This window comes from Chitinophaga sp. CF418 (genome assembly GCF_900142925.1).
Taxonomy (GTDB): Bacteria; Bacteroidota; Bacteroidia; order Chitinophagales; family Chitinophagaceae; genus Chitinophaga.
Genome location: NZ_FRCN01000001.1, coordinates 1,027,089 through 1,046,716, shown reverse-complemented (window position 1 = coordinate 1,046,716; position 19,628 = coordinate 1,027,089). Strand labels below are relative to the sequence as shown.

Below are 19,628 nucleotides of genomic sequence, written 5' to 3'. Positions count from 1 at the left end.
AAAAGAAGCGCCTCACAATCCGTGAGGCGCTTCTTTATTTTATACTTTGGGTAATATCTATTTCTTCTCCTTCATTGATGGACTTTGCGAAGTTCCGGATATCCTCATTCCGGATCTTTTTGAACCCGACAACAGTCTTTCCCATTCTGGGAATGAGTGAAAACCCCCAGGCCTGGAACATCTGGTCGCTAATGTCCGAATGACAGAGCGGCATCCCGTTCACCGGATCGAAAACCACGGGTACATGCACTTCCATACTGGGCGCATTACGGTCGAAGGTGGAGAATACGCCGGCAGGAACATAAGCCACCACTGTACTATCGTATACATCCTTGCGGATCAGTCCTTCCAGTTCCTCCTGGTTCACATAACGGATGGGATAGGGATAATCCTGTTTGGCAGTCTTGGCTTCAAAAGTTTCGTCCAGCCATTCTTTACACAATACCAGGGTCTTGCCTTTCATGAGAACCGCATTATGCTTGATCTCTTTCTGCAAAATGGTGGAGGATTTACCATCCAGCTGTTCATTGAAGACGAAGGTGGCCAGGCGCAGGCCTACCGCCAGATCAACAAAATCGGGGAATCTGTCAGACATGTTCTGGATGTAAAAAGGATACTGAAGGTCATTTTCTATAAAGGTCATATTAATGACCGGGATGCTGAGATCTTTACTATCCTTCTCCCATACCAGGGCGCTGGTGTAGGTACGCGTAAATTTGGAGTAACGGCTTTTTACGCCGGGTTTGACATGCAGCGACTGACAATCCATCACAATGCTGCTCCTGTCATTCTTCTTACGGATCTTTTCAATTTCTTTTTCTGTTCGCACTTCAATAGTTGCGTTGTCGTTCACTGTCCAGAATTGCCTGACCGCTTCAGGGAAGTCCTGGTTTAATTGTTTGATAGCCTGCTTATAAGCATTTGCCATTTCAGTGGAACTACGGGCGAGTTGCTTTAAGATCTTCTTATCAGGTTTTTCTTTCACCACAAGGATCCTTGTCCTTTTTTTCATCTTCTCGAGGTCTTTCGTCTTTACGAACTGCGCGGATACCGTAATCGCTGAAAATAAAAGGCTTAAACAAAGCAAGGCTGCTAGAGGGCCTTTCATAGGAGTTGTTTTTTAGTTTAAACCACGAGCAAATATAACCTATTAAAAAGTTTTAATGTGTAGAAATGCTTCTACAGTAAAAAGATATTGATAATTAAATATTAAGAGCCGGAAACCACCTTCCCAGGAGAGGTTTTTCCTACCCTGTCCCGGATTTTTTTTTGGAATTATGGAAAAAAGCTTCATACATTTACAGTGTACTAGATATGTAGTACACTAAATCACTAAGCTATGATATCTATCCAGAATCTCTCATTCAGTTACCGCAAGAACAAACCCCTCTTCGAGAATCTGAACCTGCAACTGGAAGCTGGTCACATCTATGGTTTACTGGGAAAGAATGGTGCCGGTAAATCCAGTCTGCTGAAGCATATTGCCGGTTTATTATTTCCGCAGCAAGGCCATTGCAAAGTGATGGGCTTCGAATCCCGCTTCCGGCAGCCAGCTTTTTTGCAGAACCTGTTTATGGTCCCCGAAGAATTTTACCTGCCACAGGTACACATCAAAGGATATCTCACTACCTATGCACCTTTCTACCCCAACTTCGACCGTAAAGCCTTTCATAACTACCTGGAAGAATTCCATATTCCGCTGGATCAGCGACTGACGGAAATGTCTTACGGACAAAAAAAGAAAGTGCTGATCAGCTTTGCACTGGCCACCAATACCAAAGCACTGATACTGGACGAACCTACCAATGGACTGGATATCCCTTCTAAAAGCCAGTTCCGTAAGGTAATTGCTGCTGCTGTAAGTGATGATAAATGCATCGTTATATCCACCCACCAGGTGCGTGATCTGGATAACCTGATCGACAGCATTGTCATCATCGATGATCATAAGATCATCTTCCGCCAGAACGTGGAAACAGTTACCGACAGGCTCTGTTTTAAGAACGTAGTGAATATGGCTGATGCAAGGAATGTATTGTTCTCGGATAGTTCTATCCGCGGACATGCCGTTATCATGCCGAATGAAGGTGCAGAGCACAGCCGCATTGATATGGAGCTCCTGTTCAACGCTGTGCTGGAAAAACGTGAAAGCATCTCTCAAATCTTTAACTAACCTCTGTAACTCCTTATGCAAACAAATAATGTTTTTAGTGCAGGCCGCTTTGGCCTCTATATGAGAAAGCACCTGGTAGACAATTACCGCATCTACGGTATGTCTGTAATCGTTTTGACAGTGCTGTTGTTAATTATGCTGCTGCTCAACTTATCCGATAATTTCAGGGTACAGCCAGCCATCAGCAGATTAATACCATTGTATATTATCGGTATGTTTCTGACGGGGCTCATTTTTACAAGTCTATCTTTCAGTGAGCTGGCAAATAAACCACAGGGAATAGATTACCTGTTATTCCCTGCCTCACAACTGGAAAAATATCTGAGTACATTAGTGGTGACTACAATAGGTTTCCTGCTACTCTATCACATCGCTTTTTACCTCGCTTACCTTGGTATAGATGCAATAGTAGCAAGGTATACCGGGCAGCATATGGAAAATGATCTTCGCGATGCGTTCAGTAATGGTCAGTTGTTGTATTTCTATTACATATGGTTTTTCGCACAAGCTGTAATGTTACTGGGAGCTATCAATTTTCAGAAGTATAGTTTTATCAAAACAGTATTCCTGTTCATGATATTTATCCTGTCATTATACTTCTTGAATACCCTCTTCTCTTATATCTTCTTTGGTAATCGCATGGTACGCTGGAATGCACATTTCCCATTTGTCGGCATCAACGTGATGCTGGGTGAACATCCTTCAGAATACGTTCCCAGGACCGATAAATTCCTGATGTTGCCAGCATCTATGAGAGATGGGTTATTATTCTTCGGTAAGTACCTCGTAACTCCCATGCTCTGGACATTGGGATATATGCGGTTAAGAGATAGAGAGATGTAATTAAGGCTATTCCTGTTTAAAAAATTGTTTATGGAATTCAAAGAATCACAAGCGATATATCTCCAGATCGCAGATCATATGTGTGAGCAGATATTGCTGGATAAGTGGAAGACGGAAGATAGAATTCCTTCTGTGCGGGAGCTGGCAGTGCAACTGGAAGTGAACCCCAATACTGTTATGCGTACCTGCGAATATCTGCAGCAGTACGAGATCATCTATAACAAAAGGGGGATTGGTTACTTCGTTGCTACCAACGCGGGAAAGAAAATAAAGCAACTGAAGAAAGAACGTTTCCTGACCAATGAGCTACCACAATTCTTCCGTAATATCTATTTACTGGATATAGAGCTGGATGAATTAAAAACACACTACGAGAAATATAAAAAATCTCATTTCAGATAATTTATTAAAAAGATATTTATGAAGACCAGTAATAAATTATTACTCTCTTTCGTGGGACTGATCGTTTTGCTGATGCTGCTCTCCGATACGGTGATGTGGGCTAATTTTAAAAGAGGAAGAAGCGGAGATGGCTTGCTGACTGACGATGATAACAAAGGCAAGGAAATTAGAATTCCTGTCAGCGCATTCAAAGTATTAAAGATAGAGGGAGTGGCAAGCGACCGTCTAACCGTTGACAGGGATGAAAAATACCAGATTTATTTTTGGGGAGACAAGGATCAGCGGTTCGATTACTCCACTCGAAATGATACGATGTTTATCAAATTGAAAGATGGTGATCATTTTGTGCTGGAATGTCCGGCATTGCAAACAGTGATCTTATCTGAAGGAAACGGTATTTCTCTGCGGCGGTTTGAACTGCCTTCGCTGAACATACTGGCAGGTAAATCCTGTAATGTTGAACTGATCGATATGAAGGTGAATGTACTGGATGTAAAAGGGGGAGAAGAGAGTGAATTTGTAGCAATGGGTAAAAAGAGTCTGATTGATTCCATCCATCTGCAATTAGGGCAATCCAGCGTGTTAAAGTCTTACGAAGTGCCTTATGGTCATGTGTCCATGGCCGTAGACAGCCTGCGCGAGCTGCAATTGACCGGAGAATCATTAACCAGTATGAAACAGATCAAATAACTTTTTTTATAACGAAAAGACAAAAAAGGCTATGTTGATAGAGGCCCGCTTTCCAGCAGGCCTCTTTTCGTTCAATACTAACGATACAATTACTTAATGCAAAAGGCCAGGATCTGCATCCCGGCCTTTTGTAATATTATACAGGTATTGTTATTGAAATTGGGTGGCGAGATAAGCCATCGTGCCTATACCTACTTCAATAGCGCTTTCATCTACATCGAAGGTAGGCGTGTGTACGCCAGAAGTGATGCCACGGGAAATATTGCCCGTACCCAGTCTGAAAAAGCAGGCCGGTACAATCTGGGAATAGAATGCGAAGTCCTCAGCTCCCATACGGACTTCCGTATCCTCTACGTTAGGTAATCCCAGGTATTCTTCCGCCAGGGAACGTGCTTTGCCGGTCACCGCTTCATTGTTATACAGGCAAGGGTAACCTACCAATATCTCGATATCTATTTCGGCGCCCATGGCATGGGCCAGCTCCGTAGCCTGTTTCCTGATGATTTCATGGGCTTTAAAGCGCCAGGTTTCATCCATTGCACGGAAGGTGCCCATCAGTTTTACCTCGCTGGGAATGACATTGGTAGTGTATCCTCCGTTGAAGGCACAGATGCTCAATACGGAAGGGGAGAAGGGATTATTATTGCGGCTGATGACTTGCTGGAGGCTTACCACCAGGTGGGATGCCACCAGGATGGTATCTACCGTAAGGTGAGGCAATGCCGCGTGGCCACCCTTTCCTTTGATGGTAATATAGATCTCGTCTGCGCTGGCCATATATTGTCCTGCCCTGAAACCCAGTTTACCGGCTTCCATAGACGGCTGCACGTGCATGCCCAGGATAGCGTCAGGACGTGGATTTTCCAGTGCGCCTTCCTGTATCATCAGGCTGGCCCCACCGGGATGTTTCTCTTCTCCCGGCTGGAACAATACTTTGATGGTCCCTTCAAATTCATCCTTCAGTTGCTGCAGGATGCGGGTAGCGCCCAACACACAGGTAGTGTGCACATCATGCCCGCAGGCATGCATGACACCGGTGTTGAGTGATTTATAAGGCACGTCATTGGCTTCCGTGATGGGAAGTGCGTCAATGTCTGCCCTTAAGGCGATGGTTTTGGAAGATGGATTTTTTCCTTCTATCGTAGCGATAATACCAGTTCCGGCAATACCAGCTGTATAGGATACGCCAAATTCATCCAGTTTCTGTTGCAGGAATTTAGATGTTTCATATTCCTGGAAAGATAATTCAGGATGGGAGTGGATGTGACGGCGGATAGCAACGAATTCCGGCGCATACTGCTGCGCCAGTTCCTTAATACGATTCTTCATTCCCGGCTTCTTTCTCTGGTGACACATTAATGATGGCTGGTACTACAAAGATGCCGCCCGGGAAGTTGTCAGAAAGTTTGTCCCGCAAATCGGCGGCCTCTTCCCGGCTCTTAAAATCACCTACACGCACCTTGAAATATGGCGCCTGGTAGTCCATATAAGTACGGTAATCGGGATATAATTGCATTACACGGGCTTTTATATCGTTGGCCTCATTCCTTTTGTTGGTAGATATAACCTGTACCCTGAATCCCGGCTGATTACGGGTGGCCAGGGTATTGATGTAGATCTGTTTCCTGACCAGCAGGTCGAGACGAGGGTCTTTTACAACCTTCACACCACCTGTGCTGGCTATTGGCGCTTCCTGGGCCATGGCCAGGCCTCCGATCAGCAATCCGGAGAATAATAATATTAAGTGTTTCATATTCATCTGTTTAGGGGAATGGTTACAGGGCGTGAACCCTCAATTGTACCTATTCCTTCATAAGTGCTACTCCATTGCTCGTCCCTATCCTGGTAGCGCCAGCGTCGATCAGTTCTTTTGCGAAGGCAAAGGTACGAATACCGCCGGAAGCTTTTATCTGAATATTTGCCGGCAGATTGGCCCTCATCAGCTGTACTGCCGCAACGGTCGCTCCCTTTTCCGCATACCCGGTAGAGGTCTTTACAAAATCCACCTGGTACCTGGCATACAGCTGGCAGCATTGCACAATCTCCTCTTCCAATAATATGCCACTTTCAATGATCACCTTGATCACCTTCTGATGGTTACGGATGATGGGCATGATGGTCGCGATCTCTTTCTCCACATATTGCCAGTCCTTATTCCGGATGGCCAGTATATTGGCTACCATATCGATCTCGTCTGCCCCATCCACAATGGCCAGCACTGTTTCTGCCACCTTGGCTTCTATAGCTGAATAACCGAATGGGAATCCCGTAACGGTGGCCACCTTTGTACTTGTACTACCTACAAAGGTCTTCGCCAGTTTTACAAAAGGAGGAGGAATGCATACTGCGGCAAAATCATATTCCACCGCTTCCATACAGAGTTTCTTAATATCTTCCAGTGTGGTAGTTGGCTTAAGGACGGTGTGGTCTATGTATCTGTTGAGTTTCATTGTGACAGGTTTCGGTCACGAAAGTAAGGGAAATCTGGAAATGGGGTAACACGCAGGGGCAATATTAACGGATCAGGCAGCACTGTTCAGTGCTGCCTGAGATCTATCAGATATTGAAATAAATATTACTTGTGATAGTCCTTCCTTCGGAATAAACCATCAGTTGAAAACACCTTTGGCCAATGCTGACGCTTTACTCTTGAATGGATATACAGTTTCTCCGGAAGCAGTATCTATGTAGGAAACACCTGGTCTGATCGTGTTTGACCATCCCACTATTGGTGTATAGAAGTATTTAGGAAATACATATATACGGGCATATATGGAATCCCCCGGAGAGAAGTAAGAAGTAAGCCAGCCCCTTGGCGTGTAATATTCATAGTATAGCGTGCGGGCCAGATAGTTACTGTCGCTGACATTGGCATGTTTGGAAAAAAAGACCTGATAATTTCTGCCGGTCATCACAATGCCACCAGGCGGGAGATTGAACCTGACCCTGACATAATTAGGTATATATTCAAGCCAGACTGAATCAGGCACATTCTGTACAGGTATCTGTACAATTGATACGTCCTGCACCGTAGTGTTCAAGGTGCCTCCGGAAATATGCGTCTGATCGAACACCTTCATCTCACCAAATCCATTGCGGCTAAAGCTCAGATTATAAGTGCCTGTGCCTATGCCATGGAATTGATAGTAGCCGGCTGTATCAGCCATTGTTTCAAGTATAGAATCAGCACTCAGATGTAATGTTATTTTGACACTATCTACCGGCCATATCGGCGCCGTAAACTCATTGAAGGTAAATACCCTTCCAACAATAGAAGATGTATCAGCACCGGGCGGCTTTTGCCCCGGAGGTCCGGGAGGCCCCTCTGGGCCTGCAGGACCCGTAACATCCCAGTTTACGCAGGCTACCATAAAAAGGCAGCAGTATAATACTAATATTAGCTGTTTCATATGAGATTATTCTATGTAAGTGGTCTGTGTTTTCAATGAATCTCCCAGATAAGGGTATGCTATCCGGGCGCCCGTAGCATAATCCAGCCATGGCGTATAACCGGAGCTTACCGGCGTTGCTACCGCTGTCAGATATAATGTAGTCCCTGAAGGCACCAAATACGTCGGAATGGTTACCTTACCGACTATTTTACCGGTAATACCATTGATATCCTTGCCAACAGTCCCGATCGAAGAAATAGACAGTCCTCTGCCGGCGCCAGGTACCGCTGATGTATCAAGATATACCTGGAAGCCTGATACAGAAAGCCGGTGCGGCGTCGGCCATTCAAACACAATTTCGAACGGGATATAGACATCAGGGAAGCTTGTGAGGGCCGTGGCCGTGAAGGACACCAATTTTGTCGATATATGCTGCGCCATTGATGTAGCACCAAGGAATTTATCGATTGAACCGCCTGCATGCTGCACATACAAATGGAGGGAATCATAACCTGGTTTTGAGATACTGATATCATAATTGCCCGGTGGAACAGCCGGCAGATAAAAGTATCCATTTGTGTCAGTGTAAGCCCTGAAAATGCTGTCAGCATTATAGGTTTGTAACCATACGCTGTCCTGCCTTGCCGCAGACAACCCGAATTGATCACGCAGATTAATGTAGCCTGTAATATTACCCGGCGGCCAGGTATATGGTGGACCATCAGGTCCTTTAGGCCCGGGAGGCCCTTCCTTAACACATGCCATGATAAGGCATAAAAAGAATGAGAGGAATATAATATTTTTCATGTGGATGGATTAGAATTGGATGATGGTGTTGTTGCTGACGTGTGTTTGCATTACTTCAAACGGAAGTTCCGCAACAATGGAGGAATGCCATCATTGCGCCGCCTCGACTGCTCAAACGGAGGCGTGAAAGCAGATGCCGACAACCCAAAAGAATTAAAGAAGGGACCTGTACAAGGGTATATAGTACGACCCTGTTCATCTATGTAATGAATATCCTTGGGATTGTCAAATGCCAGGGAGAAAGTAATGTTATGTGCATTAACCAATACACTGTCTCCATATATCATAGTTGATTCGATGACGGGGCCGGCATATACTGTCGGATAAAAGTTCGTTGCATGGTAGTCCCTTAATGCCTTTACAAAGTCTGTTTTGGGCGGCCCGCCGACACTTAAATACAAGACAACGGCTGTGGGCACCTCCATGGGCTCAGAAAACTCAGCGTAGGCGAAGATCTCGTGATTTCCAGGACCTCCAATGGACATCGGACCACCCCCCAAACACGGTGGACCGACATAGATCTGCCCTACATCCGCATTCGCCATCTGTGTGACCTGTGCCCCACCAGGATGCAGCTGACGAATGATACGGTAGGTACCATAACCTGCCTTACTGTAAGAGAAGTTATACCGTCCCGCAGGCACCTGGCTGAAACTGTAGGCGCCACTGGCATCAGTAGTATCGGCCATGTTCGTGGAATCTATGGTTACTATCACGCCGGAATAATCAGAAAGGGGTGCTCCCGTTGAATCATATACGATCACTTTACCCCTGATATCACCTTTGAGAGGCACATAAACGCCTGTGTCACCAGGCGGCCCCGGAGGCCCCTGTGGCGCATCTTTAGTGCATGAGGATAACGAATAAACTGCTACAAAGCAGCAGATACTGAGAAGGTTTTTGGTGGTCATAACATTAAGAGGTTAATCAAATAGTCAAACAGATTTTACCATGACAGTGCATCCTTGAGTCATATAATAAATTGTCTTGTGCCCCGTATTTTCTGGCGGTAAAAGGCCAACGTAAACTTATAACAGCTATAAACGCTGCTGCATGATGATAAGGTAAATGAAAAATAAAACTGTTGATATTTGGGTGGAATCTATGATCTTTTGAGGTTGATCTTACAAGTATCTTTATACCATTCTATTGGAATCTACATAATAGGATGTAGGTTTACTCAACCAAATCTAACAAAAAATCCGTTCATCTGTTGAGAATCTGGAAAAAAAATTGAAGGGCTGGTGAAGACCGGCTACTGGTAAGCAAAAAAAAGTTGTCCCGGTGTACACTCTTTCACGTTATCGGCGCTTCCAGTCACAGGTCTGACAGCTCATGCAATCCAGTGAGGCGCCGACCGCCATCCCATGCTGAAACCGAAGCTACTTAGCGTAAAAAAAGAGAGGCTATATCATTTTTGACATAGCCTCTCTTTGCAATTATATCTCTACGGAATTAAAGATCTTTTCCGTGACATTGTTTATACTTCTTACCGCTTCCGCAAGGGCAAGGATCATTCCTGCCTACTTTCGGACCTGCTTTCACGGGTTCCTGTTTTACAGGTTCAGCATTGGTTGCATATTCTTCCACCATGGTATGACCGTTACTGTTTTCAAATTCCTGATGGGAAGCACGCATGCGACTCATGTCAGTCTTTTCTTCATGTCCTTCACGGATCTGTGGGGGAGTAGGACGTTGTTGTTCCTGTTCCGGCTGTTGCTGCGGAGGACGGTTGTCTTCCTGAACAGGAATGCCTGATCTGCAGAGGAAAGATACGATCTCACGGCTGGTCTCAACATTCAGATCTTTAAAGAGATTGAATGCTTCGAATTTATAGATCAGCAATGGATCTTTCTGTTCGTATACAGCTCCCTGAACGGATTGTTTCAGGTCGTCCATAGCACGCAGGTGTTCCTTCCATGCATCATCGATCAGTGAAAGGGTAATGCTGCGCTCCAGTGCATTGATAGTTTCATAACCTTTGGTGTCTACTACTTTCTGCAGGTTAGCCAGCACGTTCATACCTCTCTTGCCATCAGTGAATGGAATAGAGATGTTTTCGATATGATGTCCCTGTTCGCGGTGGATCTGCTCAATAACAGGCAGTGTATTCTCCGCGAGTTCAGTTGTTTTACGCTCGTAGCTTTCTTTCGCCTGCTGATAGAGACGGGAAGCGAGTGTATTGATATCTAAACGGGTCAGATCATCCTGGGTAATATCTGTATCGATGGCGAAGTTAACGATCACATCCAGTTTGAATGCTTCATGATCGATAGTATTCTTGTGAGTGGTCACCAGGTTTTCTGCCACATCATAGAAAGCGTTGTCGATATCAATAGCCAGACGTTCGCCAAACAGGGCGTGATTACGTTTATTGTAGATCACTGTACGCTGTTTATTCATTACGTCATCGTATTCAAGCAAACGCTTACGGATACCGAAGTTGTTTTCCTCTACTTTACGCTGCGCTCTTTCGATAGATTTGGTGATCATACTGTGCTGGATCACTTCACCCTCTTTGTAGCCCATACGGTCCATCAGGCCGGCAATACGATCGGAACCGAACATACGCATCAGGTCATCTTCGAGAGATACGAAGAACTGTGAAGTACCGGGATCTCCCTGACGACCGGCACGACCACGTAACTGACGGTCTACACGGCGGCTTTCATGGCGTTCTGTACCGATGATGGCCAGACCACCCGCTTCTTTCACACCTGCTCCGAGTTTGATATCCGTACCACGACCTGCCATGTTGGTAGCGATGGTAACAGCGCTGGCTAAACCAGCCTCTGCTACGATCTGTGCTTCACGGGCGTGCTGTTTAGCGTTCAGTACGTTGTGCTGTACCTTTTCGAAGGTGAGCATCTTGCTCAGCAATTCGGATACCTCTACGGAAGTGGTACCTACCAGTACCGGACGGCCAGCAGCCTGCAATATCTTGATCTCTTCTATAACAGCTTTGTACTTGTCGCGTTTGGTTTTGTAAACCAGGTCTTCCGCATCTTTACGGGTAATAGGCAGGTTGGTAGGAATGGTTACCACATCCAGCTTATAGATTTCCCAGAACTCACCGGCTTCTGTGGTAGCCGTACCGGTCATACCTGCCAGTTTGTGATACATACGGAAGTAGTTCTGCAGGGTTACGGTAGCGAAGGTCTGTGTAGCGGCTTCCACTTTCACATTTTCCTTTGCTTCGATTGCCTGGTGCAGACCATCGGAGTAACGACGGCCATCCAGGATACGGCCTGTCTGTTCGTCAACTATTTTCACTTTACCTTCCATCACCACATATTCCACGTCTTTATCAAAGAGGGTATATGCTTTCAGCAACTGCTGTACGGAGTGGATACGGTCAGATTTCTGAGCGAAGTCCTGCAGGAGGGTCTCCTTGCGGCGCAGTTTTTCATCTGCGGATTCTTTGCTCTTTTCTATCTCTGCTATCTCAGAGCCAACGTCAGGCATGATGAAGAAGTGAGGGTCTTCACCAGCTTTGGTGATCAGACCGATACCTTTTTCAGTCAGGTCTACGCTGTTGTTTTTTTCGTCGATAGTGAAGTACAGTTCTTCATCTACTTTCGGCATTTCACGTTGCTGATCTGCCAGGTAGTAGTTTTCAGCTTTCTGTAACAGCACTTTTACACCAGGTTCGCTGAGGTATTTGATCAGGGCGCTGTTCTTTGGTAAACCACGCCATGCACGCATCAGGGACAGACCGCCGGTTTTCGGATCGTCTTTACCTTCACCGATCAGTTTTTTAGCTTCGATGAGGAACTGGTTGGTCGCTCTGCGTTGTGCATCCACCAGCTGCTGGATACGTGGTTTCAGTGCGTAGAACTCCTGTTCTTCTCCACGTGGGATAGGACCGGAGATGATGAGCGGGGTACGCGCATCGTCGATCAGTACGCTATCCACCTCATCGACCATTGCGAAGTGGTGTTTACGCTGTACCATTTCGTCCGGAGTATGCACCATGTTATCACGCAGGTAGTCAAAGCCGAACTCATTATTTGTACCATAGGTAATATCCGCGAGGTACGCATTGCGGCGCTCAGGGGTATTAGGCTGGTGTTTATCAATACAATCTACTGTAACGCCGAGGAATTCGAAGATAGGGCCATTCCATTCAGAGTCACGACGGGCCAGGTAGTCGTTCACTGTTACCACGTGCACACCTTCACCGCCCAGGGCGTTCAGGTAAGCAGGGAGGGTAGATACGAGGGTTTTACCTTCACCCGTAGCCATTTCAGAGATCTTACCCTGATGGAGCACCATACCACCTATGAGCTGTACATCATAGTGTATCATGTTCCAGGTAACGATACTGCCGGCAGCGGTCCAGCTGTTCTTCCACGTCACATTGTCACCTTCTATAGTGACATAATCCCCCTTTTTCACTGCCAGCTGCCTGTCTAATGGGGTAGCCGTAGCTGTGATAGTAGCGTTCTGTGAAAAACGGCGTGCAGTTTCTTTTACAACGGCGAAAGCCTCAGGCATGATCTCCTTCAGTACTTCTTCCAGTTGAGTATCACGATCTTTCTTTAGTTTATCAATCTCCTGATAGATAGTATCTTTCTCTGCTACGTCATGTACATTTTCGGCCGCAGCTTTCTTTTCGGCAATGGTACCGTCAATTTTTGACAGATGCGTACTGATACGCAGGCGGAACTCCTGCGTTTTGTTGCGCAGCTGGTCTACAGGAAGGGATTGCAGTTTTTCAAACGCGTCATTGATCTGCTTCACCAAAGGCTCGATGGCTTTGATATCTCTCTCCGACTTGTGCCCGCCAAAAAGTTTAGTTAAAAAACCTAACATGTTGTGTTTATTACGAATGATTGTTAAAACAGTTGTACAGTCAAAGGACGATAGTCCTATCGTGCCCGACTACCTTACCCAAATATTGTGCTTATGAAGCATCGGATGACAAGCTGTCAGACTTAGACCCGGTTTTGGCAAGGCCTGTAAAATTATGAATTATTTGCACATAGTGAAGGCTAAATGCCGTATTATGGCAGCAGGAAGCGATTTTTAAAGGGAAAGCAGCAGGGCAGGGCTGTTTAAAAGACGCCAGAGCTGCTGAAGGCTGCAAAAAAGCCGCCCTGAATAAACAAGACGGCTTCAAATGTTAAAATACTGTTATTTAATCCCACCAGAGGAATAAGCGCCTGGTTTGCAGCATTTCAGCGGCCAGGTTCTCTACCGTTTCTGTTCCCTGCTCCGTCAGATCGGGACAGAATGCCGATACTTCGTTCGCAAACGACAGTGCCGCAGGGGATGTGAGTTTAAGCAGATGTACCTCTACCCAGTCAGCGTCAGCACCGGTGATCTCAAAGGGCTGTTGCTCGTACCATTCATGTAATTTCAACATGATGCTGTCATTGCTGATATTATAATTTGCTCCCGTGGTGGCCCGGAATTTTACAATATCGAATTGATTTTTACTCTTCAGGACTGCAAATTTATCAGGCGTAGTGCCAAAGTTTTCTTCTGATTTGAACAGCAGATATCCCTGATTTTTTAATGATGTTCTGAGCTGCTCGTAATGTTCTGCATTATCTACATTTACTTCATACTCGAATTGCAGGGCATCTCCCAGTGTAGTGTTGTTAATTCCCTCGTCGGATGTTGGTTTTAATCTGTTAATGTTGCCAGGTACTGTTTCTCTTAGTGCGTCAATAATTGCATGGTCGTAATGCATAGCGTCTGCCAGTGCGTAGTCTTTTGCTGAGGAGGGAAATTTCTGTTTCCCGGATACACCACAGCCGCATAGCACGGTTGCCAGCGATAAGGATAATAGGATTCTACTCATAGGATATTTCTGAAATATTAAATAAAAGTACAAAATGTTTATATAGCGGACTGATGAAGAATTGTCACTACTCACTGTATCGTCTTCGTGATTTTCAGACAGAACGGCGGTCGGTGTATTAATAGCCGGCTTGATATCGCTTTGATAACGCTCATTCTACGTTGATCCTACGTTCATGAACGTAGGATCAACGTAGAATGAGCGTTATCAAAGCGATATCAAAGCGAATTCAAATGCTCCGAAAAGGTAAACTTTCAGGACTAAGAGACGGTTCACGTGAGTTGCATATAAGTTGCATATGATCAGGATCTTCCTCCGTTCTTCTTCCGTTAAAAACGGAGGAAGAACGGAGGAAGAACGGAGGAAGATCCTGGTCATATGCAAACCGTATGCAGGAAATATACAAGGTTTTATAAAGTATAAATAAGCATTTTCTATTGTCTGTGGGGACAGATATTTGCGTTTTGTCCCCACATTTTTGCGTGTTGTATACACGTTTTTGCGTCTTGTGTACATTGCCCGAAAAGGCGCGAATAGTTGTGCTAATATTGCATCAGCAATCGCGGTCAACCGGGCGGCAGCTGAGGTAGGAGAGGGCGCCTCTTGCGGAAGTAGTGCACCGGCACTACCGGCAATAAAAGGTAGATGATGGCGAGAGGACAAGGAGAGAACAAGCAGAGAAGACGCAGAGAACAAGCAGAGAACAAACGCCGGAAAGAAACCAAATGTCATCAACAAAACATAATAGGACTCCGTTAGAAGTCCCAGTGTTTGTAGCCCGGGGTGCAATCCCGGGGAGCGGGGTATAACCGGGGGACGTTTTCGTATCGTGGGTGATAACCAGGGAACGCGTTTGTAACGTGCGGTGATAACCGGGGAACGCGTTCGTATCGCGGGTGATAACCCCGGGATGGTGTTGTTTATAATTTCGGATATACCCCGGGGAATTGATGACACATTTCAACAACACGTTCAACCGGTAAACCCGGACGAATTACGGACGGCGAAGCGACGAAGAAGCGACGGCGAAGCAACGAAGAAACATTATTCCTCCGGAGCGAACCCATCACCCAGTGAACTACCTCTCCTTTTAACCCCATTTGGCAGATGATCGGCACAAGGTAGAGGTGCGGTCCAGCAAAGTCCATTAGGCGTCGTATTCACCGGAAAGGCCGCATTGTGTTGAATAATTTCAGTAGGGGCATAAGGCACAGGCATTAACAAGGTACCGGTGGGCGGGGCCGCTGCAATCATCTTTTCCTGGACGAATACTTTATGCAGATGATACCGCAATGCCAGTGTACCCGCCTGGAACAACAATGTAACACACAAAACCGGGATATAGACCTGCCGTAATTGCAGTTTTGGGAAGCAGAATAGCGCTGTCAGTATCACCAGGGGAGCCAGGTAGCTATAGCCAAAACGGGGATCCGGAGCCTGTTTCAGCCAGAAACAGCAACCCAGTAACAGAAAGACATATAGGGGGACAAAACCGGCCGGCAATTGTTTACGACGGATAAATACCAGTATTGGCGACGCCATCGTGGCTAATACAAGCGCTTTATCATATATGCGGAGACTATGCAGGAACCAGGTGCTGAATTGTTGTAAGGTACTCTCGGAAAAGTACCGGGGAATATCCGCCACGCGGTAAATGGCAAAAACGGTGATGTCCAGCCGGGTGGAGCGTATGACGGATGTCGGTACTGCCCATCCGGTATGAAACAGGTCAGGCATTTCCATGGGGAAAAGCAGGTAACCGGAGAAAATGACATTTCTGACTAACCAGGGGGCCAGGATCACTATACCGATACCGCAAAGGATCAGTAACTGAGCGTAATTTTTCTGACGTAATACCTGCCAGTACATCAGGACTGTCAACACAAGTATTGGAATGGAAGATACCTTTACTGTCAGCAGAAAGATAGGCGCCAGCAACATGAACACGCCATTGTTGCTTTGAAGAGGAGGTGTGCCCGCTGCGCTTTTCTCCAGCCAGCTCACGATCACCAGGCAACTGATATAGTAAATAGCTGTATCTGCAGCTGGGGCAATAATGTAGTAGGCGCCAAACTGCGGCATATTGATCATCACCAGCAGGCCTGCTTTCAGTAAGGCGATGAAATTGGCATCCTGCTTACGGGGAAGCAGGTATAATACGGTCAGCAGGTATAATACACCATTGAGGCGGTTATCAGCAATACCATTCAGCCAGGAAAAGTTGAAAACGGCTGAAAGTACATGCCAGTGTGAATTATAACCAAAACGCTCATGCAGGTTAGCCAATCCCGGTACCGCTTTATAGTGCTGCATCCATTTGATGAACTGTGCATAGTACAGTCCCTCGTCGTAAGTGAAAGGCTGCTGTGCAGACAGGTACAGTACGTATATGATGGCTGCGCCGGCCAGCAACTGCCGGCTTCTTCCTGCACTGCGTGCTTCTGCTGCATAATCCGATACCTGCTTGTGAATGGCGGTACGCTGGAACATATAGCATAACAATCCTGCCACCAGTATAATACCATGTGCCAGACCAGCCAGCGGCATGAAAATGGACAGGCCGGAAGCGATAACAGTGATGGCAAAAAAGCCATTGAGTGTTATCAGTGAGAAATGAGGTTGTGCGGGAATATTCTTCAGTATCCTGTTATGTAGAAATTGCTGCAGCGTATATCCATACAGGAATGACAGTATAATGATATACAGGAATTTAACTAACAGGAATAACATAATAATGGAATAATAAAATGATGTATTGGATTACTTATTGAGCTGTACAACTTTTTTCTGCCGGGAGAAAATATTGTACTTCAGAATGCAGTAAATAGCACGGAAACCGTCTTTGTAGTTGATCTTTTTCCCTTCTGCGTAAGTACGGCCATAATAAGCAATACCTACTTCGTATATACGAATGCCAGGTACACGGCTGATCTTGGCAGTTACTTCCGGTTCAAATCCGAAACGGTTTTCCTTCAGATCGATCTGTTTGATGACGGAGCTGCGGAACAGTTTATAGCAGGTCTCCATATCCGTCAGATTCAGATTGGTGAGCGCATTGGAAAGGAAGGTCAGGAACTTGTTCCCGATAGTATGCCAGAAGAAGAGGATACGGTGAGGACCGTCTCCCATGAAACGTGAGCCATATACGACGTCAGCTACACCCTGTAACATTGGCTTCAGCAGGCGGTTATACTCTTCCGGGTTATATTCCAGATCAGCGTCCTGTATAATAGTGAAGTCACCGCTGGCCTGCTGGATACCAGTACGCAGGGCGGCGCCTTTACCTTTGTTCACTTCGTGACGTACATATTGCAGCTTCACGTGCGGAAAGGCCACGCGGAAACGTTCAACTTCTCCACCGGTGTTATCTTTTGAATGATCATCTACCACCACCAGTTCTTTCTGCACGTCACCGGCCAGCGTTACCGCCTGCACCCTTTCAAGGATATCGTAGATATATCTTTCTTCATTGTAAGCCGGAATGATCACGGAAAGCAGTTGTGACATAATGACAATTTTCTTATCGCTGCGGCCATTTAGCCGTAAACGTGTGCAAAGAAGCGAAAAAAGTATGTAGAAAAAAAATATTAATAGGTCAGCTCGTTTGGAAAAAATATTTATTTATTAACGACCATTTAACACTATCATTTGTTACAACACTTTACCTTTACATTATTAGGGTTTTCATAGGATAGTAAAACAAGAGCCGGATAGTCTTATTTGGCTCTTTCTTTTTTTATAAATATCTGTTTTTTAATCTATTATTTATCTTTCTCTTATGTGTTATTCCTCACCGGAATCACGTGTTGCTGTATACCAAATAGTATCAATTGTAACACTTTCGTAGGACAAAAATAACCATTTTTGTAGGTAGTTGTACCTAATATCTTCATGAAAATATCACACAAAAATGTGGCAGGAGTTTTCTACATTTAAGGTTTTTGCCGGCCAGTGCAGCGCGTACGTTATGAACAGGTACCCGAGGGGGTACTATCGTGCTCATGGATACTTCCGGCGATTTTAGCGGTAAGAACGGGAAGCCCATTGTCCATTACAATACGATGGGAGTTATATTACCCTGCCGGAAGAAGGGGCAGCCAGCGGTAGAGATAGCGGGATTGCGCCGGCAGCAGTTCGTATTTAAAAAATGTACAGGTCAGACTTTTCATGCAGGAGGTGTGAGAAACCCTCATGCTTGTTGCATTTTGCGTATTATATTGATTGTTGCCTGTACTTTTTTATATATTAGACGGCGGAAAAGCTCTTTTCCTGCTTCTTCCACGTTAAATGGTCTTAGAAGACAACTCAAAACCTATAAAGAATAAAACGTTTTGCCAATGAACCGTAAGTTAAGAATGGGAATGATCGGAGGCGGTAAGGATGCCTTCATCGGAGCAATCCATCGTATTGCTGCCAATATGGATGGACTGATCGAATTGAAAGCTGGCGCCCTGAGTGTAAATCCTGAAACGGCCCTGGAATCAGGAAAGATGTTATTCCTGGACCCTGCCCGCACGTACACTGACTATAAGACCATGCTGGAGAAAGAGGCTGCATTACCAGAGCATGAAAAGCTGGACTTTATCACCATCGTAACACCCAACTTCGCACACTTCGAGCCTGCGATGATGGCGCTGGACAAAGGCTTTAACGTAGTGATCGAAAAACCGATCACTTTCAACCTCGATGAAGCCAAACAATTAAAGGCGAAAGTAGAGCAGACTGGCCTGACCCTGTTGCTCACACATACCTATACCGGTTATCCGCTGGTAAAACAGGCCCGCCGTATGGTGGCTGAAGGCGCCCTGGGCAAGATCCGTAAGGTATGGGTGGAATATCCACAGGGTTGGCTGAGCAGACCAACTGAAAAAGATAGTGCCGGCGCTGCCTGGAGAACTGACCCTAAACGTTCCGGTAAGAGCGGATGTTTCGGTGATATCGGTACCCACGCTGCTAACCTGGCGGAATATATCAGCGGATTGAAGATCGAAAAGCTTTGCGCTGACCTGCACATTATGGTAGAAGGCCGTGGTCTGGATGATGATGGCGCTGTGCTGCTCCGTTTTGACAATGGTGCTGCTGGTGTGCTGATGGCATCACAGGTGGCTGCTGGTGAAGAAAATGCACTGAAGATCAGGATATATGGTGAGAAAGGTGGTCTGGAATGGGCGCAACAGGAGCCTAATACCCTGCTGGTAAAATGGCTGGACAAACCAACTGAAATATATCGTGCCGGCGGCAACTATGGTGGCTACCAGAGCAGCTATGCCATTCATAATACCCGTACACCGGGCGGACATCCGGAAGGATACCTGGAAGCATTCGGTAACCTGTACCGCAACTTCGCACAGACATTACAGGCGAAACTGGACGGAAAGACCCCGGCTCCGGAATCACTCGACTTCCCTGGCGTAGAAGAGGGCATCCGTGGTATGGCATTCATCGACAACGTGGTTCGTTCCAGCCAGAGCACTGAGAAATGGACAACGTTTGAAATCTAATTAATAAAGGC

At 45.9% G+C, this 19,628-nt stretch carries 16 protein-coding genes; 5 read left to right on the top strand and 11 right to left on the bottom strand.

What is annotated here, in order from left to right; genetic code table 11:
• Window positions 1-34: 34 nt before the first annotated feature.
• Window positions 35-1,108: a hypothetical protein gene (locus tag F3I09_RS04330; RefSeq protein WP_149693797.1), complete on the bottom strand. Its 1,074-nt coding sequence runs from the start codon at window positions 1,106-1,108 to the stop codon at window positions 35-37.
• A 231-nt stretch (window positions 1,109-1,339) separates the two neighbouring features.
• Here F3I09_RS04330 and F3I09_RS04325 point away from each other — a divergent pair, with 231 nt between their 5' ends.
• From F3I09_RS04325 to F3I09_RS04310, 4 genes are read left to right on the top strand one after another with little or no spacing between them, the layout of a single operon-like run.
• Window positions 1,340-2,173 (top strand): ATP-binding cassette domain-containing protein, encoded by an 834-nt coding sequence (locus tag F3I09_RS04325; RefSeq protein WP_149693796.1) that lies wholly within the window; start codon window positions 1,340-1,342, stop codon window positions 2,171-2,173.
• A gap of 15 nt (window positions 2,174-2,188) precedes the next feature.
• Window positions 2,189-3,016 (top strand): hypothetical protein, encoded by an 828-nt coding sequence (locus tag F3I09_RS04320; RefSeq protein ID WP_149693795.1) that lies wholly within the window; start codon window positions 2,189-2,191, stop codon window positions 3,014-3,016.
• Window positions 3,017-3,046: 30 nt separating this feature from the next.
• Complete coding sequence (locus tag F3I09_RS04315) at window positions 3,047-3,418, top strand: GntR family transcriptional regulator (RefSeq protein WP_149693794.1); 372 nt, start codon at window positions 3,047-3,049, stop codon at window positions 3,416-3,418.
• 18 nt (window positions 3,419-3,436) lie between these two features.
• Complete coding sequence (locus F3I09_RS04310; protein WP_149693793.1) at window positions 3,437-4,108, top strand: hypothetical protein; 672 nt, start codon at window positions 3,437-3,439, stop codon at window positions 4,106-4,108.
• Window positions 4,109-4,258: 150 nt separating this feature from the next.
• Here F3I09_RS04310 and F3I09_RS04305 read toward each other — a convergent pair whose 3' ends face one another.
• The 10 genes from F3I09_RS04305 to F3I09_RS04260 all read right to left on the bottom strand — a co-directional run bounded on the left by F3I09_RS04305 (window position 4,259) and on the right by F3I09_RS04260 (window position 17,623).
• Window positions 4,259-5,437 (bottom strand): M20 family metallopeptidase, encoded by a 1,179-nt coding sequence (locus F3I09_RS04305; protein ID WP_149693792.1) that lies wholly within the window; start codon window positions 5,435-5,437, stop codon window positions 4,259-4,261.
• The gene (locus tag F3I09_RS04300) at window positions 5,421-5,861 is read right to left on the bottom strand and encodes an SPOR domain-containing protein (protein WP_188133676.1); all 441 of its coding nucleotides are present in this window, start codon (window positions 5,859-5,861) and stop codon (window positions 5,421-5,423) included. Before F3I09_RS04300 ends, F3I09_RS04305 begins: the two co-directional genes overlap by 17 nt.
• 49 nt (window positions 5,862-5,910) lie before the next feature.
• On the bottom strand, window positions 5,911-6,558 hold the full coding sequence (gene deoC / locus F3I09_RS04295) for a deoxyribose-phosphate aldolase (protein WP_149693790.1): 648 nt from the start codon (window positions 6,556-6,558) through the stop codon (window positions 5,911-5,913).
• A gap of 159 nt (window positions 6,559-6,717) precedes the next feature.
• Window positions 6,718-7,518: a carboxypeptidase-like regulatory domain-containing protein gene (locus F3I09_RS04290; protein ID WP_149693789.1), complete on the bottom strand. Its 801-nt coding sequence runs from the start codon at window positions 7,516-7,518 to the stop codon at window positions 6,718-6,720.
• A 6-nt stretch (window positions 7,519-7,524) separates the two neighbouring features.
• Window positions 7,525-8,307, bottom strand: a complete 783-nt coding sequence (locus tag F3I09_RS04285) for a carboxypeptidase-like regulatory domain-containing protein (RefSeq protein WP_149693788.1) — start codon at window positions 8,305-8,307, stop codon at window positions 7,525-7,527.
• A gap of 50 nt (window positions 8,308-8,357) precedes the next feature.
• Window positions 8,358-9,218, bottom strand: a complete 861-nt coding sequence (locus F3I09_RS04280) for a carboxypeptidase-like regulatory domain-containing protein (protein ID WP_149693787.1) — start codon at window positions 9,216-9,218, stop codon at window positions 8,358-8,360.
• Between the two features lie 544 nt (window positions 9,219-9,762).
• On the bottom strand, window positions 9,763-13,122 hold the full coding sequence (secA, locus tag F3I09_RS04275; RefSeq protein WP_149693786.1) for a preprotein translocase subunit SecA: 3,360 nt from the start codon (window positions 13,120-13,122) through the stop codon (window positions 9,763-9,765).
• A gap of 325 nt (window positions 13,123-13,447) precedes the next feature.
• Window positions 13,448-14,116 carry a DUF4253 domain-containing protein gene (locus F3I09_RS04270; RefSeq protein WP_149693785.1) on the bottom strand — a complete coding sequence of 223 codons (669 nt, stop codon included), beginning with the start codon at window positions 14,114-14,116 and terminating at the stop codon, window positions 13,448-13,450.
• A gap of 1,044 nt (window positions 14,117-15,160) precedes the next feature.
• Window positions 15,161-16,846, bottom strand: coding sequence for a hypothetical protein (locus F3I09_RS04265; RefSeq protein WP_149693784.1), 1,686 nt, complete (start codon window positions 16,844-16,846; stop codon window positions 15,161-15,163).
• A gap of 30 nt (window positions 16,847-16,876) precedes the next feature.
• Window positions 16,877-17,623 (bottom strand): glycosyltransferase family 2 protein, encoded by a 747-nt coding sequence (locus F3I09_RS04260; protein WP_149693783.1) that lies wholly within the window; start codon window positions 17,621-17,623, stop codon window positions 16,877-16,879.
• An 830-nt stretch (window positions 17,624-18,453) separates the two neighbouring features.
• Between F3I09_RS04260 and F3I09_RS04255 the strand changes: the two genes are divergently transcribed.
• A complete protein-coding gene (locus F3I09_RS04255) occupies window positions 18,454-19,617 on the top strand; it encodes a Gfo/Idh/MocA family protein (protein ID WP_149693782.1) in 1,164 nt (387 codons plus the stop codon).
• Window positions 19,618-19,628: the final 11 nt, after the last annotated feature.